Source organism: Microbacterium sp. Marseille-Q6648, from assembly GCF_943181415.1.
Classification (GTDB): domain Bacteria; phylum Actinomycetota; class Actinomycetes; order Actinomycetales; family Microbacteriaceae; genus Microbacterium.
Window position 1 is genome coordinate 386,638 of the sequence record NZ_CALPBZ010000002.1, and the last position, 22,813, is coordinate 409,450.

Sequence of the window (22,813 nt, forward strand, 5' to 3'; positions counted from 1 at the left end):
CGCGCGGGTCCCTTACCTCCGACCCGACCCGAGGACATCGATGCCTTCTCTTCCCGCACGCCGCCCGGCGCGCCACTGGACCGCTGTGGGGACGGTGACCGCCGCTGTGTGCGCGGTCGCCCTCGCCCCGCTCCCGGCCACCGCCGCCATCGTCCCGTCACCCGTCACCGTCTCAGCCGACGACGCCGCCCTGTCGCTGTCGCCGATCGGCTCGTTCGAGACGGGCGTGTTCGACGCTTCGGCCGCCGAGATCGTCGCCGCACACGGCGACCGTCTGTTCGTCGTCGACGCGCAGGCAGGCTCGGTCAGCGTGCTCGACTACAGCGACCCGGCCGCGATGACCGAGGAGTTCTCGATCGCGGCATCCGGCGTCGCCAACTCCGTCGCCGTCCGTGCCGACGGTCTCGGCGTCATCGCCTTCGAGGCACCGGTCAAGACCGATCCGGGCCAGCTCGTCTTCTTCGACGCCACCGCAGCGGATGCCGCATCCGCCGTCCTCGGGCAGGTCACCGTCGGTGCGCTTCCCGACATGGTCACCGTCTCGGCCGACGGCGCCTACGCGGTCGTCGCGAACGAGGGCGAGCCCGCGGACGACTACTCGGTCGACCCCGAGGGCTCGGTCTCGGTCGTCTCGCTGCCGACCGGGGTCGCGGCTCCCGCGCAGGACGCCGTCGCCACGGCGGACTTCCACGCCTTCGAGGCCGGCGGAACGATGACGCTTCCCGCGGACGTGCGGGTGTTCGGCCCCCAGCCGCACGGCGACGATCTGGCGGTCAGCCGCAATCTCGAGCCGGAGTACATCGCCGTCGACGGCGGCACGGCGTACGCGGCACTGCAGGAGGCCAACGCGGTCGCCGTCGTCGACCTCGCCACCGCGAGCGTCACCGACATCTGGGCGCTCGGCTTCAAGGACCTGTCGATCGACGGGAACGGGATCGACCCCAGCGACCGCGATCCCGAGGGCGCGCCGACCTTCGACGTCCGCACGTACGAGGGGCTCTTCGGCGCCTACATGCCCGACGGCATCAACGCCTACACCGCCGGCGGGAGCACCTACCTCGTCACCGCCAACGAGGGCGACGCGCGCGAATGGGGCGACTACGTCGAGCCGTCGCGGGTGAAGGACCTCGCCGACGACGGCTACGGCCCCGTGTGCGCCGACAGCCCGCTCGCGTCGTTCACCGGCGACGCCGACCTGGGGCGCCTGAACGTGACGATCGAGAACGGCTTCGACGAGGCCGCGGGCTGCTACAGCGAGCTGTACGCCTTCGGCGGCCGGTCGTTCTCGATCTGGTCCACCGACGGCGCTCAGGTGTTCGACTCGGGCGACGCGTTCGAGCAGATCACCCACGCCGCAGCGCCCGAGTTCTTCAACTCCAACCACTCCGAGTCCAACCTCGAGGGTCGCAGCGACGACAAGGGACCCGAGCCCGAGAACCTCGCCATCGGAACCGTCGGCGAGCGCACGTACGCCTTCATCGGCTTCGAGCGCGTGGGCGGCGTCGCCGTGTTCGACATCACCGATCCCGCGGCATCCGCATTCGTCACGTATGTGAACAACCGCGACTTCTCGATCTCGGTCGAAGACGCCGCCGACCCTGCCGCCGTGCTCTCCGCTGCAGGCGACCTCGGACCCGAGGGCCTCGCGTTCATCCCCGCGGCGACCTCGGCCACAGGCACCCCGCTCCTGGCCGTGGGCAACGAGGTTTCGGGCACCACGACGCTGTTCGAGATCACCGACCTGCTCGCCCCCGCCACCACCGAGGTGACCGTGCTGTCGCTGAACGACTTCCACGGACGCATCGAGGCGAACTACGGCAACGGCGAGGCAGGCGCCGCGGTCATCGCGGGCGCGGTGGACTCGTTCGAGGCGGCCAACCCGAACACGCTCTTCGTCTCGGCGGGCGACAACATCGGCGCATCCACCTTCACGTCGTTCATCCAGCAGGACGAGCCGACGATCGACGCGCTGGTCGCCGCAGGTCTGGATCTCGGCGCCGTGGGCAACCACGAGTTCGACCGCGGGTTCGCCGATCTCACCGATCGCGTGCTCCCGCGCTACGGCGACACCGTGTTCGGTCTGGGCGCCAACGTGTACGAGGCGGGCACCGACACCCCCGCGCTCCCGGAGTACACCGTTCAGGAGGTCGACGACGTCCGTGTGGCCTTCATCGGCACCGTCACGCCCGACACCGCGACGATGGTCAGCCCCGACGGGATCACCGAGATCGAGTTCGGAGACCAGCTCGAGGCGGCCGACCGCGTCGCCGACGAGCTGACGGCCGCCGACGCGGCCGACGTCATCGTCCTGCTCACCCACGACGGCGCCCCGACCGAGGACTGCGCGACGCTCGCCGCGGGCGACTCGGACTACGCGCGGCTCGTCGCCGGCGCCTCGGCCGACATCGACGCGATCGTGTCGGGTCACACCCACCAGTCGTACGCGTGCGAGGTCCCCGGACCCGCCGGGCAGGAGCGCCCGGTGATCCAGGCTCACCAGTACGGCACGACGCTCGGCAAGCTCGACATCTCGGTGGATGCCGCGACCGGCGCGCTGGTCTCGATCGACGGCTCGCTCGTTCCCCTCGTGGACGGCGAGACCGAGGAGCCCCTCTACGCCGCCGACTCCGCGGTCCAGGCGATCGTGGACGAGGCCGTCGAGGTGGCCGACGAAGCCGGCTCGGTCGAGGTGGGCGCCATCAGCGCCGACATCCTCCGCGGCGGCACGCCCCCGGGCGACGACCGCGGCGTGGAGTCCACCCTCGGAAACCTCGTGGCCGACATGTACCTGTGGGCGACGTCGAACGACGCCTACGCGGGAACGCCGGCCCAGCTCGCCCTCATGAACCCGGGCGGGCTCCGCGCGGATCTGCTGTTCGGCACCGACGGCACGATGACCTATCGCGACGTCGCCGACGTGCAGCCGTTCGCCAACACCTTGGTGACCATGACGCTCACCGGCGCCCAGCTGCAGCAGGTGCTCGAGGAGCAGTGGCAGCCCGCCGGGTCGTCGCGGCCGAAGCTGCACCTCGGCATCTCGGAGGGCTTCTCATACGAGTACGACGCGGACGCGCCCGCCGGCTCGCGGATCGTCTCGATGACGCTGAACGGTGAAGAGGTGGCCGCGGACGACGAGATCACGATCGTGACCAACTCGTTCCTCGCCGGCGGCGGTGACAACTTCTTCACCCTCGCCGACGGCACCGACCGCAGCGACACGGGGCAGGTCGACCTGTCGGCCTCGGTGGCGTACTTCGAGGAGTTCCAGGTCGTCGACCCGGCTCCCCTCGGTCGCGCGATCGCCGTCGACGGCGTCGAGCCGACGCCCTCGCCCGAGCCGGAGCCCCAGCCGGGTACCGGAGTGCCGGGCGCCGGCGGTCCGGGCTCCGGCCCCGACGGCGGCGCAGGAGACGACGCCGGACGCGACGACGACGCTCTGGCCGTGACCGGTGCCGCCGCACCGTGGGGCGTCGCCCTCGCCGCTGCCGCGCTGATCGCCATCGGCGGCCTGCTGCTGGTGGTGACCCGCCGCCGTGGCGTGAGCACCGTGCGATAAGCACCCGCCGCGAACGTCGGCCCTCCGCCCCACGAGGACGGGGGGCCGACGTCTCGCTGGCGACGGGCTGACGCCGTCCCGCTCCGCGAAAGAGGCCCCCTCGCCCGGCACACGGGACGAGGGGGCCTTGTCGAGTCCGCGGCCGGGTCGTCCGGCCCGCGGAATCGTCAGCGCACGCGGGCGGGCAGCTTCGCCTGCGCGTCGACCAGCACGGCGGCAGTGCGGGCGGGGATGGTGATCGTCCCGGATGCCGCATCCCACGTCGTGGTCTTGACCACCGCATCCGCTCCGCCGGCCTGCGCCGCCGCGAGGGCGAACTCACGCCCGGCGAGCTGCGACAGCTCGACCGTCACCGGCTCGGCCGAGGAGTTGAACGCGACCAGCGCCGCATCGCGGGTGGGATCGGTGTCGGCGCCGACCTGGTCGTCGATGAGCATCGTCACGACGCCGGGTGCGGCATCCGGCCCGCTGCCCGGGAACGAGACCTTCTGCCGGATGAGGTCGGCCGAGCCCAGGCGCAGCAGCGACACCTCGTCACGCGTGCGCAGCAGGTCGAGGGCGGCGGCCTCGGCCGCGGCGATGTCGTCGGCGCCGGGCTTCAGGTCGGGGTTCGCCAGCAGCGGGGCCATGACGGGCCACTTGGCCTCGTTGTCGGCCGCGCGCGGCAGGCCCGAGCCGAACGTCGACTCCTGCCCGGTCCAGTCGATGCGGTTGAACCAGTCACCGGAGTTGTAGCTGTTGCGGTCGAGGGACTTCGAGCGCAGCAGCTCGGTGCCGGCGTGCCAGAACGACGGGGTCTGCGAGAACGTCGTGGTGGCGAGCATGAGCGTGTTCATGCGCACGCGGTCGGCCATCGTGGTGTCGACCGGCAGCTTCAGCACGCCGAGGTCGTACAGCGTCTCGTTGTCGTGCGCGTCGACGTAGGTGATGATCTCGTCGGGCTGGTCGGCGTAGCCGGCGGGTGAGCCGTTGTAGTCGAACTCGTCTCCAGCCTTCGTGGAGCCGTCCGCCGCCGTCATCTCGAAGTCACGGAGGTTGCCCGCGAGTCCCAGCTTGACGAGGTCGGTCTTGGCGGCCAGGTCGGCGAACGGGTCGCCGGGCGCCGAGGCGTCGCGGCCGTTGGGGTCGGTGGCCAGTCCGGTGCCGAAGCCCTGGTAGAACGTGGACGAGCCGTCCACGGGGCTGCCGCCGTGCACGGCGTCGCGCAGCCGGTCGCTGAACGTGCCGATGCCGGTGCCGCCCAGCTGACCTTGCGTGGCCTGCTCGAACAGCGCGTTGTCGGCCACTTCGCCGAAGTTCCAGCCCTCGCCGTACAGGTAGACGCTCTTTCCGTCGACGCCGTCCTTCTTCAGCGTCAGGGCGTCCAGTGCCTCTCGAACGGCCAGCATGTTGGCCTTGGAGTGGTGACCCATGAGGTCGAAGCGGAAGCCATCGACCTTGTAGTCGCGGGCCCACGTCACGACCGAGTCGACCATGAGCTTCTCGGCGACCTGGTGCTCGGTGGCCACGTTCTGGCAGCACGTCGAGGTCTCGACGGCACCTGCGGCGTTCAGGCGGTGGTAGTAGCCGGGCACGACCTGGTCGAGCACGCTCTTCTCGCCCTGCCCGGACTGCGCGGTGTGGTTGAAGACCTGGTCGAGCACGACCTGCAGGTCCATGCCGTGCAGCGCGCCGACCATCTCCCGGAACTCCGCGACGCGCGCGCCGCCCTCGGGGTCGACCGCGTACGAGCCCTCGGGAACCGAGAAGTGGTACGGGTCGTAGCCCCAGTTGAAGCCGTCCGCGTCGGCGACCGCTTCGACGCACGCCTGCTGCTCGGTCGAATCGGGCGCGAAGGACGCGAGGTCGCACGCGGGCTCGGCCTGAGCGGCGCGATCCTCCTCGATCGTGGCGATGTCGAACGACGGGAGCAGGTGCACGGTGTTGATGCCCGCGCCTGCCAGCTCGCGCAGCTGCGCGGTGCCGGCGCTGTCGCGCGTGAACGCCCGGTACGTGCCCCGCTCGTCCGCCGGAACCGACTCGTCGGTGATCGAGAAGTCGCGGATGTGCAGCTCGTAGATGGCACGGTCGACGGCGCGGGCGATCTTGGGCGCGGGGGTCTTCTCCCACGCCTTCGGACGCAGCTTCTTGTCGTCGAGGTCGACGGCGACCGAACGCTCGGAGTTGAGCGTGAGCGCGACCGAGTAGGGGTCGGTGACCTGATTGGTCTCGATCGCCCCGGTAGCCGGCGCGTAGACGACGACCTCCCACAGGTACTCCGCGCCCTTCAGCTGCGGCTTGCCCGCGACCGTCCACGCACCCGAGGCCGCGTCCCACACCGCTTCATGGCGCTGCGGATCGCCGTCGGCACCGGCCGACCAGGTCAGCAGGGTCGCCTGCTGCGCCGTCGGCGCCCACAGGCGGAAGGTCGGCTTCGCACCCTGGAAGGTCACTCCCAGCTCGACGTCGGCGACGGCATCCGCGTAGAGGTCGTCGAGGACGCCCGGGATCTGCACGCCGGTCGCACCGGTGAGCGCGCCGGACTCGTCGCGCTGGGCGACCATCAGCTGCCCCTTCACAAGCTCCGCGACGTCGTCGCGGGACTGCCCGTCCAGGCTCAGGGCGACGTACTCGTCGAGCGCGGGGAAGCGCGCCGCCTGCTCGTCGGTGAGGCCTCCCTCGATGCGCTCGAGGGCGATCGGCTCGGCACCGAGGACGTCGCCGTCGGCGATCTCGAGCCCCGCGTCGGCCGAGGGGTACAGCTGCCACGTGGACGCGTCCGCGTCACCGCCGAGGTTCGCCGGCCAGGCCAGCGTCCCGGCGTCGATGAAGTGCGCGCGCTCCTCGCCGATGCCGGCGAGCGGCGGGTTCTCGACCTCGATCGTCAGCACGTGGGTCTCGATGTCGTAGCGGAAGACGATCAGCTCGCCGTCGGCGACGGTGAACGACAGGTTCGCGCCGCCGGGCGCTCCGCCCTCGCCGTAGTTCTCGCTCCAGCTGCGGTTGTGGGCGACCTTCACCTCGTACGAACCCCCGGGGATCGCGTCGGTCGAGAAGGTGTACACGCCGTCGCGGTCGCCGTCGGCCATCAGGCTCGCGAGGCACTCGGGCTGCCAGTCACCGGGGCACCCCAGTTCGCTCTGGAACGAGCCGGGCAGGGTCACGATGGGTCCGTCGGCGGTGGTCTGGACGACATTCGACCGCGGGTCGAAGTAGAACGTCACCGGCCCGCCGTCGTGGGTGAGCGTGACGTTCGAGCCGTTCTGCTCGCCGTTCGCGCCGTAGTTGAGGTCCCAGGATCCGTTGATTGCGACCTTGTACTCCCACGAGCCGGCGGGCAGGTCGAAGGTGCCCTCCCAGATTCCGTCGGCGCGGAGCGTCAGCTTGGCCTGCTCGCAGCCGGGCGCCCAGTCTCCGGCGCAGCCCATCTCCGAGTTGAAGCTGCCGGGGACCGTCACCATGTCGATCGACGATTCCGGCTCCTCCTCGACCGTCAGCGCGACGGCGTTCCCCACCGAGGCGTAGGTGGACGCCGCGGCGCGCTGCCCTGCGGCGTCCGTCGTCACCGCGCGGTACTCCACGAGGGTCCCCGCGGCGAGCCCGCGGATGTCGTGGAACACGCGGGGCTCGGTGTCTTCGGCCGTACCGAGCGTGGTCCACTCGTCGGAGCCGACCACGCGCCACGCGAAGCTCGTCTCGGCCCAGGTCGCGTCGTCCACATCCGCAGAGACGGCGACCTGACCGGCGAGCGCCGCACCGGCGGCGGGGGCGGCCACGGTCAGCGGGTTCGCCGCGGCGGGAGCCGTCACGGACCGGTCGGCGCGGAACACCGTCGCCGACAGCGCGGGCACGGTGACGGATGCTGCGGCTGCGGCATCCGTGTCGAATGCGGCCGCGTCGCCGTAGACGGGAGCGAACGCGGCATCGGCCGTCAGCGTCGACAGGTCGACCGTCTTGGCCTCGGTGGCATTGTTCAGCGCCACCAGGTACTCGACCTTGTCGTCGCGGTCGACGCGCGAGAAGGCGTAGACGCCCGGACCGTTGGTGGCGTGGCGTTCGATCTGCGCACCGTCGACGAGGGCGGGGTGCTCGGCACGCAGCTGGGCGAGGCCGGCGATGTGCTGGTACACCGGCTCGTCGGTGCCGAAACGGTCGACGGCGCCGACGGTCTCGCCGGTGAGGAGCTTCTGGTCGGTGTACTCCGCGACCTGGCTGGCGAACAGGCTCTGACGGGCGCTCTTGTCGTTGCCCGGCTCGGCGCCGGCGAATCCCTGCTCGTCGCCGTAGTAGACCACCGGCTGGCCGCGGCCGAGGAACATCAGGTCGTGCGCGAGCAGGTCGCGCTCGAGGGGCTGCGACTGGTTCTGCAGGAAGTACCCGACGCGTCCCATGTCGTGGTTGCCGAGGAAGGTCGGCAGCGCGGTGGCCGACGAGTCCGGCGTCGTGTAGCGGTCGTCGCCCGCGTAAAGGTTCTGCAGGCCCTTGGCGCTGTTGCCGGCGGCGTAGGCGACGGCGGCGGACTGGAAGGTGAAGTCCAGCACCGAGTTCATGTCGGTGTCGCGGACGTAGGGGGCGAGCTTGGCCGGGTCGGCATCGTAGACCTCGCCGAACATGAAGAACTCGGGCTTGCCGGCGGCGTGGGCGTAGTCGAGCACCTGCGCCGACCATTCCTCCCAGAACTCGAAGTTCACGTGCTTGGCGGTGTCGATGCGGAAGCCGTCGATGCCGAGGTCGACCCATGTCTGATAGACGTCCACGAAGCCGTCGACCACCGTCGGGTGCTCGGTCATCAGGTCGTCGAGGCCGACGAAGTCGCCGTAGGTGACCGATTCGCCCTCCCACGTCGAGTCGCCCCGGTTGTGGTAGAGCGTCGGGTCGTTGAGCCATCCGGGCACCTTGACCGCGGCATCCGCCTCGTCGATCACCGGCGTGTACGGGAAGCTGGTGGCCGCGTCGAGTTCGGGGAAGTCGCCCGTGCCCGCGAAGTCGGCAGGGTCGAAGGCGTTCCCGCTCGCGTCGAGGTAGGGGCTCGTGGCCTTGTCGATGTAGGAGTACTGGCCCTCTTCGTACCCGATGACGTCGGCGGTGTGGTTGGTGATGATGTCGAAGTACACCTTCATGCCGCGGGCGTGCGCATCGGCGATGAGGGCCTCGAGCTCGGCGTTGGTGCCGAGGTGCGGGTCGATCTGGGTGAAGTCGGTGACCCAGTAGCCGTGGTAGCCGGCGCTGGCGTTGTCGCCGTCGCCCTGGACGGGACGGTTCTTGAAGCTCGGGGTGAGCCAGATCGCGCTCGTGCCGAGGCCCTCGATGTAGTCGAGGTTGGCGTGGAGCCCCGCGATGTCGCCGCCGTGGAAGAAGCCCTTGTCGGTCGGGTCGAACCCGTGGTCGAGGCGGTCGCCCGCGATGCCGGCGGTGTCGTTGGACGTGTCGCCGTTGGCGAAGCGATCGGTCATGACGAAGTAGAACTGCTCGTCGCTGCCCGGCTGGCGCACCGGCTCGGCGACCAGGGCGTCGTCGTCGGCGGTGTGGTCCCCGCGCGTCGAGACGACCTCGACGCCGACGCGGTGCGCGACGTCGTCGAAGAGGAACCGCAGCGTCGCGGGCCCGTCGACCACGAGCGGGATGTTGTCGCCGCCGCCGTTCAGTCCGTACGCCTCGTCCCACGCGTCGTTGACGGCGACCTTGTACTCGTACGAGCCGGCGGGCACCTCGAACTCAGCCGCGTACAGGCCGGCGGTGTCGGTGGCTGCCAGCTCGGTGGCGCCGCAGTCGGGCTGCCAGTCTCCCGGACACCCGAGTTCGCTCTGCAGGCTGCCGACGAGGGCGAACGACCGCTCGGCGGCCGAGGCGGGGGCCGCAGCGACGGCGCCCCCGGTGACGATGAGGGCGACCGCAGCGAGCGCTGCGGCAGCTCGGCGGACACGTGAGTGAGTCGTCTTCGACACGGATGGTGCTCCTGGTGGCGCGGTGGCACGACAACGTGCCGAGTCTGCGGTGTTCCGCCGACATTACGGGGGCGTCTGCGGTTAATGCAAGCGCTTACATCATGAGAAGGCTCTCATCTGCCAGTTGCGGGGTGACCGGCGCGGTGCTCGGGGCTCCGCAACGCAAACGCTTGCAGACTTGCATCGGCATCTCGGGGCCGTGGCCGAGATCGTCGTCGTGCGCTGAACGGCGGGTGTCGGAGGGTGCGGAGAGGATGTCGGGATGACACCCGTGACCTGTGCGTGGCGAGGAGAGGACGATCCGTCCCGCATGGACCGCGCGGTGCTGCAGCTGGGCGATCTCGGCATGACGGGTCACGGCACGTCGATGACCGATGAGTACTCGCTGTCGTGGCGACTCGATGCGACGGGCGTCGACCCCGCCGCCGACGACGGTTCCGGCCCGGGCCGGGGGTGGCGCACGCGTGCGCTCGAGGTCGCCGTCCACGCCGACGGCTGGTCGCGCGCGCTGCGCCTCGTTCGCGACGCGCGCGGTTCCTGGTCCGCCGAGGCGCGGTCTCAGGGCGGGAGGACCCTGCCGCAGGCCGGACTGCACGACCCGGCATCCCTCGACGATGCCCTCGACTGCGACCTGGGACTGTGCCCGGTCACCAACACGATGCCCATCCGGCGGCACGCGCTCGCGGAAGTGGGCTTCGGAGAACCGCGGGACGTGCACCTGGCCATGGCGTGGGTCGAGGTCCCGTCGCTGCGCGTCGTGCGCAGCGAACAGGTCTACCGCGCGGTCTCACCAGGGCGCGTGCTCTACCGCAGCGCGGGATTCCAGGCCGAGCTCACCGTCGACGAGGACGGGATCGTCCGCGACTACCCGGGTCTCGCGCGGCGGATCGACGCGCACTGACGCACCCGGTCGATGCGGGCCTGGTGCCACGTGCGCACACATCCCGGACCCTCCGCGGCCATGGTGCCGCGTGCGCACGCATCCCGACCCTCCCGGGCCTGGTGCCGCGTGCGCACGCATCCCCGACCCTCCGCCCGCCGCGTCGACGGGAGGAGATGTCGGCGCAGGGAGGACCTTCTCGGGCGAGTCGTCCTCCCGTGGTCGACAAGCCCTCCCCCGGCCGCGTCGACGGGAGGACACCGGCGGTAGGAGGACGCCGACGTCAGAGACGCTCGATGATCGTGGCGTTGGCCATGCCGCCGCCTTCGCACATCGTCTGCAGCCCGTAGCGTCCGCCCGTGGCCTCGAGGTGCGCGACGAGCGTGCCGAGCAGCCGTGTGCCCGATGCGCCCACCGCGTGGCCGAGCGCGATCGCGCCGCCCCAGGGGTTCAGCCGGTCGGGATCGGCATCGAGCTCGCGCTGCCAGGCGAGCGGCACCGAGGCGAACGCCTCGTTCACCTCGTACGCGTCGATCTCGTCCAGTCCCAACCCGCTGCGCTCGAGGATCCGACGCGTGGCGGGGATGGGCCCGCTGAGCATCATGAGCGGGTCGTCTCCGACGACCGCGAACGCGTGGAACCGGGCGCGCGGGGCGAGCCCGAGTTCGGTCGCCCGCTCCTCCGACATGATGAGGACGGCGGAAGCGGCATCCGTCAACGGAGACGACGTGCCGGCGGTGATGTGCCAGCCGATCTCGGGAAAGCGCGCGGCGAGCTCGTCGGTGCGGAAGGCCGGCGCGAGCCCGCCGAGACGCTCCGCCGTGGTGCCCTCACGCACGGTCTCGTCGAAGGCCACCGCCTCCTCCCCCGCCTGGACGGGCAGCACCTGACTGTCGAACCGGCCCGCCGCCCACGCCTCGGCCGCGCGCCGATGCGACTCGGCGGCATAGGCGTCGAGCTCGGCGCGACCGAGCCCCCAGCGCGCGGCGATCAGCTCGGCCGACACGCCCTGGTTCACGAGCCCGTCCGGGTAGCGATGACGGATGCCGGGGGCCGGCGTCCCCCCCTGGCGCGAAGAGCCGAGCGGCACCCGACTCATGGACTCCACGCCACCGGCGATCACGATGTCGTACGCGCCGGCCATCACCCCCTGAGCGGCGAAGTGCGCCGCCTGCTGGCTGGACCCGCACTGCCGGTCGATCGTGGTGGCGGGAACCCGCTCGTCGAACCCGGCGGCGAGCACGGCCTGGCGGGCGATGTTCATCGCCTGATCGCCGATCTGGCTCACGCAGCCGAAGAGCACGTCGTCGACCTGGACGGACTCCAGGCCGCTGCGCTCGAGGATCGACGTGAGCACCCCGGCGGCGAGGTCGACCGGGTGCACCGCGCTGAGCGCGCCCCCGGGCTTGCCTCGCCCGGCCGGTGTTCGGACGACGTCGACGATGACGGCGGATCGCATGGTCGGACCGCCGTCAGCCGGCGGCCTCCTCGGGACGCTCGGCGACCTCGAGCTCGGCGGTGTCGGGCACGTAGCCGTCCACGTGGCGTTCGTCGGGTCCGTTGTACGCCGACAGCGGCCGGATGAGCGCATTCGAGGCGAGCTGCTCCATGATGTGGGCGGTCCACCCCGTCACCCGGGCGGCGACGAACAGGGGCGTGAAGGTGAGGGTGTCGAACCCGATCAGGTTGTACGCCGGCCCGGACGGATAGTCGAGGTTCGGGTAGATGCCCTTGCGCTCGACGAACGCGCTCTCGAGCGTGTCGTAGAGGTCCGCCACGTCGGGCCGGTCGTAGTGGGCGACGAGCGTGTCGAGCGCCGCCTTCATCGTCGGCACACGCGAGTCGCCCCGCTTGTAGACGCGATGGCCGAACCCCATGATCTTCCGCTTCTGCGCGAGCGCGGTGTCCAGCCACTCGTCGACGCGGTCCGCCGAGCCGATCTCGTCGAAGATGTGCAGCACCGCCTCGTTCGCGCCGCCGTGCAGCGGACCCTTCAGCGCGCCGACGGCGCCGACCACCGCCGAGTACAGGTCGCTGAGGGTCGACGCGATCACGCGAGCGGTGAAGGTCGAGGCGTTGAACGAGTGCTCGGCGTACAGGATCATCGAGCGGTTGAACGCGTCGACGACGACGTCGTGGGACTCCTCGCCGAAGACCATCCACAAGAAGTTCGCGGAGTAGTCCAGGTCGTCCCGCGGCGCGACGAGGTCCTCGCCCCGCCGTCGGCGCTGCCCGTAGGCGACGATCGCGGGCAGGACGGCGAAGAGACGGATGCTGCGCTCGAGGTTGTCCTCGGCGCTGCCGCTGACATCCATGACCGACCCGGAGCCCGCCAGGTCGCGGGCGCCGATGAGGCTGAGGGCCGTGCGCACCTCGTCCATGGGGTGCGCATCGAGCGGGACGAGGTCGATCGCGGCGCGGACGTCGTCGGGAAGGCCGCGGTGCTGCCGCTCCGTCGCGCGGAACGCGGCGAGCTCGTCGGGCGTGGGTAGCTCGCCGTGCCACAGCAGGTATGCCACCGCCTCGAAAGGCTGGGTTCCGGCCAGTTCCTGCACCGGGTAGCCGCGGTACAGCAGGGAGTTCGTCTCGGGGTTGACCTTCGACACGGCGGTCTCGTCGGCGACGACGCCGGCAAGGCCCTTCCTGATCTCGGTGGCGGTCATGTCACTCCTTGGTGATCGTGAACGTGAAGACGTCCTGGTCGAAGTGGGCGTACTGCTCGTAGTCCAGCAGGTCGTAGAGATCGGCGCGGTGCTGCATCTCACCGAGTCGCGAGGTGAGATGCCCTTCGTCGAGGAGCGTATCGAGCCCCCGGGATGCCGCGCCCATCGCCAGCCGCAGCAGCGAGACCGGCCAGATGACGATGTTGACACCGACGTCCCGCAACCGGTCCGCGCTGAACAGGTCGGACTTCCCGAACTCGGTCATGTTCGCCAGGATCGGCACGTCGACGGCCGCGCGGATCGCGGCGAATTCGTCCAGCGTGCGCATCGCCTCGGGGAAGATCGCGTCGGCTCCGGCATCCACCAGCGCCTTGGCGCGATCCACGGCTGCATCGAGGCCGTCGATCGCGCGGATGTCGGTGCGCGCCATGATGAGGAAATCCGGATCGCGGCGGGCGTCGACGGCGGCGCGGATGCGCTTGACGGCGGTGTCCTCGTCGACGACCGACTTGCCGTCCAGGTGTCCGCAGCGCTTGGGGTTGATCTGGTCCTCGATGTGCATGCCCGCCAGGCCCGCGTCCTCGAGCGTCTGGATGGTCCGCGCGACGTTCATCGGCTCGCCGAAGCCGGTGTCGGCGTCGATGATGGCGGGCAGGTCGGTCATCCGCGCGATCTGCTGCCCCCGGCCGGCGACCTCGGTGAGCGTCGTCAGCCCGATGTCGGGCAGTCCGAGGTCTGCCGACAGCACGGCGCCCGAGATGTAGACGCCCTCGAAGCCCTTGCCCTCGATGAGCCGCGCGGACAGCGGATTGAAGGCGCCCGGAAAGCGCAGCAGCTCGCCCGAGGCGAGGCGCTCGCGCAACCGGCGGCGCTTCTCGTGCGCGGGCACGGTCGAGTACAGCATCAGAACAGGCCCTTGGGTGCCGGAGCGTTGGCCAGGATGCCGGGGGCGGCGACGATCGTGAGCTGAAGGACCTCCTCGGCGGTGAGCTCGGGCAGTCGCTCGGCGAGCGCGAGGAAGCGGTCGATCTCCTCGGACGAGAGCACCGGCTCCGCCAGGATGCGGAACTTGCGGACGTAATCCGCTCGCGCGAACGGGCGGGCTCCGAGCGGATGCGCGTCGGCGACCGCGATCTCGTCCTCGACCGTGGTCCCGTCGGTCAGGGTGATGACCACCCGGCCGCCGAAGGCCTTCTCGTCCGGGTCCTCCGAGTGGTAGCGGCGCGTCCACTCGGCATCCTCCGCGGTGGTGATCTTGTGCCACAGCTCGACGGTGTCGCCGCGACCCGCGCGCTCCGGCGTGTAGGAGTCGACGTGGTGCCAGCCGCCGTCCTGCAGCGCGACGGCGAAGATGTACGGGATCGAGTGGTCGAGCGTCTCGCGCGACGCCGTCGGGTCGTACTTCTGGGGGTCGTTCGCGCCCGAGCCGATGACGTAGTGGGTGTGATGCGAGGTGTGCAGCACGATCGACTCGATGTTGGCGGGGTCGGCGAGGTCGGGTCGTTCGCCGTGGAGCTTGCGGGCCAGGTCGATCCAGGCCTGCGCCTGGTACTCCGCGGAGTGCTCCTTCGTGTACGAGTCGAGGATGGCGCGCTTGGGCTCGCCCGCCGCGGGAAGCGGCACGTCGTACGAGGCGTCCGGCCCGTCCAGCATCCATGCGACGACGCCGTCCTCGCCCTCGTAGATCGGCGACGGAGACGTCTCGCCCCGCATCGCACGGTCGACGGCCTCGATCGCCATCTTGCCGGCGAAGGCGGGAGCGTGGGCCTTCCAGGTCGAGATCTCGCCCTTGCGCGACTGGCGCGTCGCCGTCGTGGTGTGGAGCGCCTGACCGACGGCCTGGTAGATCGTCTCGACCGGCAGGTTCAGCAGGGTGCCGATTCCGGCCGCCGCCGACGGACCGAGGTGGGCGACGTGGTCGATCTTGTGCTTGTGCAGGCAGATCGCGCGCACGAGGTCGATCTGCACCTCGTACCCGGTGGCCAGGCCCCGCACCAGGGCGGCGCCGTCGGCGCCGACGTGCTGGGCGACGGCGAGGATGGGCGGAATGTTGTCGCCGGGGTGCGAGTAGTCGGCGGCGAGGAAGGTGTCGTGGTAGTCGAGTTCACGCACGGCGACGCCGTTGGCCCACGCCGCCCACTCCGGTGACGTGCGCCGCTCGAGCGCGCAGCCGAAGATCGTCGCGCCGGTGCCGCTGACCGACACGGCGTGGTCGAGCGCCTGCTGCCGGGCCGCGCTCACGGGGGCGCGGGTAAGGGATGCCGCGGCCACGGCCGCGTTGTCGATGACGCGGTTGATGATCATGTCGACGACATCCGCCTCGACCTCGACCGCGTCGGCGGCGACCTCGGCGATGTGCCACGCGAGCTGCCCCTCGCGGGGAAGGCTCTCGTCGCTGCGGTGCACGCGCAGGTGATGCGTGATGGTCATGCTGCTCCTTGTGTTGCTGCGGATCCGCGGCTGCGGGCGGAAGAGGCCGGACGGGGCGCAGACGCCGAGTGCGCCTGGCCCTCGAGGGACGAGAGGATGCTCTCGAGCGCGTGGTGAAGGTGGACGTGGGTGGCGTGGGCCGCGAGGTCGGGATCGCCGGCGGCGATCGCCGAGGCGATGAGCCGGTGCTCGGCGACCGACGCGGCCAGCCGTGCGGGGTTGTCGCGGGCGAGCCGGCGCACGCGCACGAGGTGCGTGCGCACGGTGCGCAGCGCCCCGACGAGGTAATCGTTGGCGACGGCGGCGTCGATGGCGACGTCGAAGCGGGCGATGAGCGCGTAGTACGCGTCCCGCTGCTCGCCGTCCGCGACGAGATCGTCGGTGAGATCAGCGGCGAGCGCCGCGAACACCCTGGCATCGCCGCGCTCGGCGGCGAGCCGGACCGCGGCCTCTTCGAGAGCGCGACGCACCTCGAAAAGTTCGCGGATGTCGTCGGCGTCGACATCGCTGACGGCGGTCACGCGGGGCGATTGCTGCACCACCAGGCCGTCGGCCGCGAGCCTCCCGAGAGCCTCGCGCAGGGGTGTGCGGCTGACACCCAGGCGTGCCGCCTGCTCCACCTCGCCGAGGACGGCGCCGGGCGGCAGCGCGCCGCGCTGGATCTCGTCGAGGAGTGTCGCGTAAGCGCGGTCACTGGCTCGCACGCGTTCCCCCGTCCCGCTGGGTTGGTCGTCTCAGGATGCCGACCGCGCCAGTGTATACACAAACCCGCCCATGTCGATACTCGAAGCCATCTGTACCTGAGACCGTATACACTGCGCCGCGAGGACGGTCGTCGGCATGAGTATTCACAAATTTGTGAAACAGGGGTAGCCTCGCGGTCATGACAGACGTCATCCTCACTCGCGGCCTCACCAAGCATTACGGCCGCGTCCACGCCCTCGACGGCCTCGACCTGCGCGTGAGCGCTGGCCAGGTTCATGGCTTCCTCGGTCCGAACGGGGCCGGCAAGTCCACCACCATCCGCATCCTGCTCGGCCTCGCGCGCGCCACCTCGGGTGATGTCGCCGTGTTCGGCGAGGATCCGTGGCGACGGGCGTCCTCGCTGCACCGGCGCATCGCGTACGTGCCCGGCGACGTGAGCGTCTGGCCCAACCTCTCGGGTGGGGAGGCGATCGACTTCCTCGCCCGCCTGCGCGGCGTCGCCCGGCACGACGCGGCGTACCGCGAGCGCAAGGAGCGGCTGATGTCGGCGTTCCAGTTCGACCCGCGCAAGAAGGGTCGCGCCTACTCCAAGGGCAACCGGCAGAAGGTGGCGCTCATCAGCGCGTTCGCCGTTCCCGCCGAGCTCTACGTGCTCGACGAGCCGACGAGCGGCCTGGACCCCCTCATGGACGTCGTCTTCCGCCAGGAGGTGAAGCGGGCGACGGATGCCGGTGCGACCGTCCTGCTTTCGAGCCACATCCTCTCGGAAGTCGAGCACCTGTGCGATCGCGTGTCGATCATCCGCGCAGGGCGCATCGTCGAGACCGGGACGCTCACCGAACTGCGCCACCTGACCCGCACGGAGGTCTCGCTCGACGCCGCTCCCGGCGATCCCGACGGTCTGTCGCGCATCCCGGGGGTCCACGATGTGGCCTCCGCAGACGGACGCGTCCGCTTCACCGTCGACAGCGATGCCCTCGCGGGGGTTCTGCCCGCGCTCGCCCAGCGCGGGGCGGCGGGGCTCCGGATCGCGCCGCCGTCCTTGGAGGAGCTGTTCCTCCGCCACTACGGGGAGGATGCCGCATCCGCCCCCGCACTGCGGCGACGGTGACGGCGATGCTGGTTTCTCTGCTCGGTCAGCGACTGCGCCGCGACGCCGTGCAGCTGACGGTGTGGGCCGCCGCGGCGGCCCTCCTCACCTACGGCTCCGCGTTCGGCGTGGCCGACACGTTCGGCACCGACGAGGAGCGACGGTCGCTCCTCGCTCTGGCCCTGGCCAATCCCGTCATCCTCCTCTTCCGAGGGCTTCCCTCAGGGGCGGAGGAGGGGGCCTTCCTGATCTTCCTCATCCTCCCGTTCCTGTGCCTCATGATCGCGATCATGGCGGGCTTCCTCGCCGTGCGGCACACCCGCGCCGAGGAGGAGACCGAGCGCGCCGACCTCGTGTCGGCGACGCCGGCGGCGCGCACCCTCCCGCTGATCGCCACCTGCATCCACGGTGTGATCGCGTGCGTGCTGTTCGCCGTCGCGGTCGCGCTGGCGCTGATGGCGACGGGGCTGCCCGCCTCGGGTGCGGCGACGACCGGGCTCGCCCTTCTGGTGACGGGTCTCGCCTTCTTCTCGCTCGGCGCCTTCTGGGCGCAGCTGGTGCGCTCGTCGCGGGCGGCGAACTCGCTCACGGTGGCGGTGCTGCTGACGACCTTCCTGCTGGCCGGCATCGGCAACGCGCTGGGCACTCCGAGCGATGACCTCACCCGCATGCAGAGCTCGCCGCTGACGTGGGCCTCGCCGTTCGGGTGGGCCGAGAACGTGCGCCCGTTCGCCGATGACGACCTGCGTCCCCTCGTCCCCGGCGTGATCGTCGGCGCGCTGCTCATCGGAGCCGCCGCGCTCATCCACTCCCGACGCGACGTGGGCGCCGGCGTCGTCGAGGCCCGCGCCGCTCGCGCCGAGGCCGGCGCGCTCCTGTCGACCCCCTGGGGGCTCGCCTGGCGGCTGAGCGCGGGGTCTGTGGTCGCCTGGGCGATCGGCGCGGCGGTCGTCGGCGGCCTGTCGACGTCGCTCGGCTCGGTCGTCGGCGAGATGGCGACAGACAACCCCGCCGTCGCCGAGATCCTGCGCCGCATCGCCGCGCAGGGATCCATGGACCAGGGGGTGCTCGTGACGTTCTACGTCATGGTCGGCGTCCTCGCCTCGTGCTTCGGCGTGCAGACCGTGCAGCGGGCGCGCCAGGAGGAGATCCACGGCACGGCGGAGCCGACCCTCGCGACACCGGTGCACCGTTCGACATGGCTGGCGGCGTTCCTCGCGGCCGCCGTGTGCGGCATCCTCGTCATCGTGGCGTCGGCGGTCGCGGCGTCGGCGATCGCCCTGGCCGTCACCGGTGGCGAGTCCGACCGGCTGCGCGACGCGATCGTGTCAGGTGCCGGGCAGGTGGCGGCGGCATCCGTGTTCGTCGTGCTCACGGCGGTGGTGTTCACTCTGCTGCCGCGCGCCACGATCTCGTTGGGCTGGGCGCTGGTGATCGCCTCGGCCGCGCTGGCGCTGTTCGGGACGATCTTCGGTCTCGATGAGGCGCTCATCCAGCTGTCGCCGTTCGCGGCCGTCCCCACGCCGGACGGCGACGGCATCGACCCCGGCGGCGTGTGGGCACTCGCGAGCGTGGTACTGGTGGGCGGCGTCGCCGCACTGACACTGATGCGCCGCCGCGAGCTCGCGCCCGCCGGATAGGTTCGAGGGGGAAGGGACGAGATGGGTTCGGATCATCCGGGTGCCGAGGCAGCCGAACAGGCGGCGGCGCTCATGGCCGCCGCGGGGATGGCGCGCATGCCCGCACGCGTGATGATGGCGCTCATCGGCTCGCCGGATGACGGTTACACCGCTGCCGACCTGGCGGAGCGGCTGGGCGTATCGGCCGGAGCCGTGTCGGGCGCCGTGCGCTACCTGCAGTCGATGCACATCGCGCAGCGATTGTCGCGGCCCGGCGAGCGGCGGGACCGCTACGACCTCGCCGACGACGCTTTCGGGGGCGTCGTGACCGGCAATGCGCCTCTCTACGGCCGTCTCGCGGAGCTGATGGAGCGCATCGCCGACGAGAACGTCGACGCTCCGCTGTCGGTCGCGCGGGCGCGCGACACCGCGGACTTCCTGCGGTTCCTCGCCGCGCGCATGCCGGAACTCGTGGAGGAGTGGCGCGCGCAGCGGTGACGCGCGAGCCCGCTCAGGATTCGCCGGGCTCAGCACCCTCGTACAGACCGATGGCGTTGCCGTCCGGATCGGCGATGACGGCCCACCAGCTCGTCTCGCTGATCGGCGACTTCTCCATCAGCACCGTGGCTCCTGCCGCGGTCGCTGTCGCGACGGTCTCGTCGATGGAGTCGACCTCGACGTACGAGCGAGGCTGTGTGAAGCCGTCCTCACGCGGGGCGAGGCCCCCGCCCGAGATCTTGTTGGGAGCCTGCCACATCGGGTAGCCCTCGTAGCCCGGCACCTCGGCGATCTGCCAGCCGAAGAGCGAGGAGTAGAACTGCTTCGCCTTCTCCATGTCCGCGACCGGGATGTCGATGTGGGTGATGTCGCCGTGCGCCATGATCGCCGTCCTTTCCGCACCCGGGTTCCGTCCGGGCGCGATCCGCCGCCAGTCTGGCCGTGAACGGCGACGTCCTCAAGAGGGGGCGGCGGCCTCTGCCAGACGCTCGGTCAGCGCGTCGAGGGCCGCGCGCTGTCCTTTCACGAGTCGTTCGCGTGCGGCATCCGCGCTCATCCATTCCACGCGATCGACTTCGGGGAAGCGCGCCGTCCGCCCCGAGCGGGGCGGCCACTCGACCTCGAACTCACCGAACGACAGGCCCTCGAGCGGGAGTCCGGCGCCGTCGGCGACGTACACCGTCACGCGCTTGCCGGAGGAGTAGGGAAACGTCCCGAGCTCGGCGTAGTCCTCCTCGGGAGGGTTCACGCCGAGCTCTTCGCGGAACTCCCGCCGGGCGGCATCGAGTGCCGACTCGGCGTCCGCGTCGAACTCGCCTTTCGGGATCGACCAGGCGCCGGCATCCTTCTTCGCCCAGTACGGCCCGCCCATGTGCGCGATGAGCACCTCGAGGGCGGGCGACAGGCGGTACAGCAGGATGCCGGCGCTGGTCCTCGGCATGACTCAGGCCGGGCGCGACTTGGGCGAGACCGAGTACGTCTCTTCGGGGTCGGTGACCGCGACGGGGGCCAGCGCCTCGTCGATGGCCGACATGGTGTCGGCGTCGAGCTTCACGCCCGATGCCTTGACGCTGTCGTCGAGCTGCTCCGGGCGCGACGCGCCGACCAGGGCGGCCGCGACGTTGTCGTTCTGCAGGACCCAGGCGATCGCGAGCTGCGGCATCGTCAGCCCCGCCTGCTCGGCGACCGGCTTGAGCTTCTGCACCGCGGTGAGGACCTCGTCCGACATGAACCGCTTGATGAAGTTCGCGCCGCTCTTCTCATCGGTCGCGCGCGAACCGGCCGGTGCTTCCTGCCCAGGGAGGTACTTTCCGCTGAGCACGCCCTGCGCCATCGGCGACCAGACGATCTGCGAGATTCCGAGGTCGGCCGACGTGGGGACGACCTTGCCCTCGATGACGCGCCACAGCGCGGAGTACTGGGGCTGGTTCGACACGAGCTGGAACCTCAGCTCCTTGGCCAGTTCGTGCCCGGCCTGCAGCTGCTCGGCGGTCCACTCCGAGACGCCGATGTACATGGCCTTCCCCGAGCGCACGACGTCGGCGAAGGCCTGCATCGTCTCTTCGAGCGGCGTCTCGTAGTCGTACCGATGCGCCTGGTACAGCTCGACGTAGTCGGTGCCGAGCCGCTTCAGCGAGCCGTTGATCGACTCGAGGATGTGCTTGCGGCTGAGGCCCTGGTCGTTGGGGCCGCCGGGCCCGGTGGGCCAGTAGACCTTCGTGAAGATCTCGAGACCCTCACGGCGCTGCCCCTTGAGCGCCTCACCCAGCACGGATTCGGCCGCGGTGTTGGCGTACACATCCGCGGTGTCGAAGCTCGTGATGCCGAGATCCAGCGCGCGGTGGACCGTCTTGATCGCCGCGTCGTTCTCGACCTGCGAGCCGTGGGTCACCCAGTTTCCGTAGGTGATCTCCGTGACTTTGAGACCACTGTTGCCGAGGTATCGATATTCAACCATCGGACCAGGCTAGACGCGCGAGGCGACGGCGGGCGGGGTCTTGACGACAGCGCCGTGCGCTGTCATGCAGCCTCGGTGCTCGTCGCGGATGCCGGCGGGTGCGGCATCCGCTTGCTCACACCTCTGCCGGAGTGGCCGCCGCGACGGCCTCGTCCTCTTCGGTGGCCACGAGCTGACCGCACGCTCCGTCGATCTCTTTGCCGCGTGTGTCGCGGAGGGTAGTGGGGACGCCCTTCGCCTCGAGGCGACGGACGAATTCGTCCTGCACCTCCGGGTCGGACGCGGTCCAGATCGAGCCGGGCGTCGGGTTCAGCGGGATCGGGTTGACGTGCACCCAGCCGCGCCCGCGCGCGTTGAGCTTGTCGCCGAGCAGGTCGGCGCGCCAGCCGTGGTCGTTCATGTCCTTGATGAGCGCGTACTCGATCGACACGCGTCGTCCGGTGCGCTCGAAGTACCCGCGGGCGGCGTCGAGCGCCTCGTCGACCTTCCAGCGGGAATTGACCGGGATGAGCTCGTCGCGCAGCTCGTCGTCCGGCGCGTGCAGGGAGAGTGCGAAGGTCACCGGGATGTCCTCGGCGGCGAGCTTCGTGATCGCCGGGACGAGCCCGACGGTCGACACCGTGATGCCGCGGGCGCTCATGCCCATGCCGTGCTTCTTGTCGGTCATGACGCGCACCGCCTGCATGACGCGGGCGTAGTTCGCCAGCGGCTCACCCATCCCCATGAAGACGATGTTGGTGACGCGCTCGCCTTCGTGCCCGACGCGACGGGGGTCTCCGAGTCCGCCCTCGGCGATGAGCCGGTTGGCGCGCACCACCTGGTCGACGATCTCGGCCGCCGACATGTTGCGGGTGAGGCCCGCCTGCCCGGTCGCGCAGAACGGGCAGTTCATGCCGCATCCTGCCTGGCTCGACACGCACAGCGTGATGCGTCCGGTGTAGCGCATGAGCACCGACTCGACGAGCGCGCCGTCGTGCAGCTTCCATAGGAACTTGATCGTGTCGCCGCGGTCGGTCTCGAGCTTGCGCACCAGCGTCAGCAGCGGCGGCAGCATCCCGTGGACGACCTCGTCGCGCGTGGATGCCGGCAGATCGGTCATGTGCGCAGGGTCGGTCGTGTAGTGGGTGAAGTAGTGCTTCTCGAGCTGCTTGGCGCGGAAGGCGGGCATGCCGAGCTCGACGATCCTCGCGGCGCGCGCCTCCGGCGTCAGGTCGGCCAGGTGGACGGGAGGCTTGCCCCGCTTGGGCGAAGCGAACTGCAGCAGGGGGCGGCCTTCGGCGTCCTTCTTCTGCGACCAGCCCTCGGTCGCGGGGCGCACCTGCCGGCCGGTCGCGCGGACGGCGCCCGCGCGAGGGCGCTCGGATTCGGTGGTCACCCCCTCAGGGTAGGGGACGCGCCTGGACGGCAGCCCGACGCCCTCGCCGCGGCGGTACGGTGAACGGGCGGGCGATGTGGCCTCGCGATCGAGCAGGTCCGCCTGCGTAAGCCTCT

At 70.8% G+C, this 22,813-nt stretch carries 15 protein-coding genes; 5 read left to right on the forward strand and 10 right to left on the reverse strand.

All coding sequences use genetic code 11. From position 1 onward, the window contains the following. Positions 1–40 precede the first annotated feature (40 nt). Entirely contained in the window at positions 41–3,556 is a 3,516-nt protein-coding gene (locus tag NFR93_RS09290; protein WP_251452345.1) for a choice-of-anchor I family protein, read from the forward strand. Positions 3,557–3,723: 167 nt separating this feature from the next. On the opposite strand, the gene pulA is transcribed toward NFR93_RS09290, so the two are convergent. Then, a complete protein-coding gene (gene pulA, locus NFR93_RS09295; protein WP_251452347.1) occupies positions 3,724–9,480 on the reverse strand; it encodes a pullulanase-type alpha-1,6-glucosidase in 5,757 nt (1,918 codons plus the stop codon). A gap of 262 nt (positions 9,481–9,742) precedes the next feature. Between pulA and NFR93_RS09300 the strand changes: the two genes are divergently transcribed. Then, positions 9,743–10,381: a putative glycolipid-binding domain-containing protein gene (locus tag NFR93_RS09300; protein ID WP_251452349.1), complete on the forward strand. Its 639-nt coding sequence runs from the start codon at positions 9,743–9,745 to the stop codon at positions 10,379–10,381. A gap of 262 nt (positions 10,382–10,643) precedes the next feature. On the opposite strand, the gene NFR93_RS09305 is transcribed toward NFR93_RS09300, so the two are convergent. From NFR93_RS09305 to NFR93_RS09325, 5 genes are read right to left on the reverse strand one after another with little or no spacing between them, the layout of a single operon-like run. Continuing rightward, positions 10,644–11,819, reverse strand: coding sequence for a thiolase family protein (locus NFR93_RS09305; RefSeq protein ID WP_251452351.1), 1,176 nt, complete (start codon positions 11,817–11,819; stop codon positions 10,644–10,646). Positions 11,820–11,832: 13 nt separating this feature from the next. Next, on the reverse strand, positions 11,833–13,023 hold the full coding sequence (locus tag NFR93_RS09310; protein WP_251452353.1) for a bifunctional 2-methylcitrate synthase/citrate synthase: 1,191 nt from the start codon (positions 13,021–13,023) through the stop codon (positions 11,833–11,835). A 1-nt stretch (position 13,024) separates the two neighbouring features. Further along, on the reverse strand, positions 13,025–13,927 hold the full coding sequence (gene prpB, locus NFR93_RS09315) for a methylisocitrate lyase (RefSeq protein WP_251452355.1): 903 nt from the start codon (positions 13,925–13,927) through the stop codon (positions 13,025–13,027). After that, positions 13,927–15,453, reverse strand: a complete 1,527-nt coding sequence (locus tag NFR93_RS09320) for an MmgE/PrpD family protein (protein WP_251452357.1) — start codon at positions 15,451–15,453, stop codon at positions 13,927–13,929. Before NFR93_RS09320 ends, prpB begins: the two co-directional genes overlap by 1 nt. Beyond that, positions 15,450–16,157 carry a GntR family transcriptional regulator gene (locus NFR93_RS09325; protein ID WP_251452359.1) on the reverse strand — a complete coding sequence of 236 codons (708 nt, stop codon included), beginning with the start codon at positions 16,155–16,157 and terminating at the stop codon, positions 15,450–15,452. Before NFR93_RS09325 ends, NFR93_RS09320 begins: the two co-directional genes overlap by 4 nt. Positions 16,158–16,336: 179 nt before the next feature. Here NFR93_RS09325 and NFR93_RS09330 point away from each other — a divergent pair, with 179 nt between their 5' ends. Genes NFR93_RS09330 through NFR93_RS09340 form a run of 3 tightly spaced genes read left to right on the forward strand, consistent with a single transcriptional unit; the run spans position 16,337 to position 19,365 of the window. Then, positions 16,337–17,269, forward strand: a complete 933-nt coding sequence (locus NFR93_RS09330; RefSeq protein WP_251452361.1) for an ABC transporter ATP-binding protein — start codon at positions 16,337–16,339, stop codon at positions 17,267–17,269. 5 nt (positions 17,270–17,274) lie between these two features. Continuing rightward, positions 17,275–18,888 carry an ABC transporter permease gene (locus NFR93_RS09335; protein ID WP_251452363.1) on the forward strand — a complete coding sequence of 538 codons (1,614 nt, stop codon included), beginning with the start codon at positions 17,275–17,277 and terminating at the stop codon, positions 18,886–18,888. 21 nt (positions 18,889–18,909) lie between these two features. After that, entirely contained in the window at positions 18,910–19,365 is a 456-nt protein-coding gene (locus tag NFR93_RS09340) for a GbsR/MarR family transcriptional regulator (RefSeq protein ID WP_251452372.1), read from the forward strand. A 13-nt stretch (positions 19,366–19,378) separates the two neighbouring features. Here the strand turns inward: NFR93_RS09340 and NFR93_RS09345 are convergent, their stop codons facing one another. From NFR93_RS09345 to rlmN, 4 genes are all read right to left on the reverse strand, one after another. After that, a complete protein-coding gene (locus tag NFR93_RS09345; protein WP_251452375.1) occupies positions 19,379–19,747 on the reverse strand; it encodes a VOC family protein in 369 nt (122 codons plus the stop codon). Positions 19,748–19,822: 75 nt separating this feature from the next. Continuing rightward, positions 19,823–20,305 (reverse strand): NUDIX hydrolase, encoded by a 483-nt coding sequence (locus NFR93_RS09350; RefSeq protein ID WP_251452377.1) that lies wholly within the window; start codon positions 20,303–20,305, stop codon positions 19,823–19,825. Between the two features lie 3 nt (positions 20,306–20,308). Continuing rightward, a complete protein-coding gene (locus NFR93_RS09355; RefSeq protein ID WP_251452379.1) occupies positions 20,309–21,322 on the reverse strand; it encodes an aldo/keto reductase family protein in 1,014 nt (337 codons plus the stop codon). A 115-nt stretch (positions 21,323–21,437) separates the two neighbouring features. Beyond that, positions 21,438–22,697: a dual-specificity RNA methyltransferase RlmN gene (rlmN, locus tag NFR93_RS09360; RefSeq protein ID WP_251452385.1), complete on the reverse strand. Its 1,260-nt coding sequence runs from the start codon at positions 22,695–22,697 to the stop codon at positions 21,438–21,440. Positions 22,698–22,813: the final 116 nt, after the last annotated feature.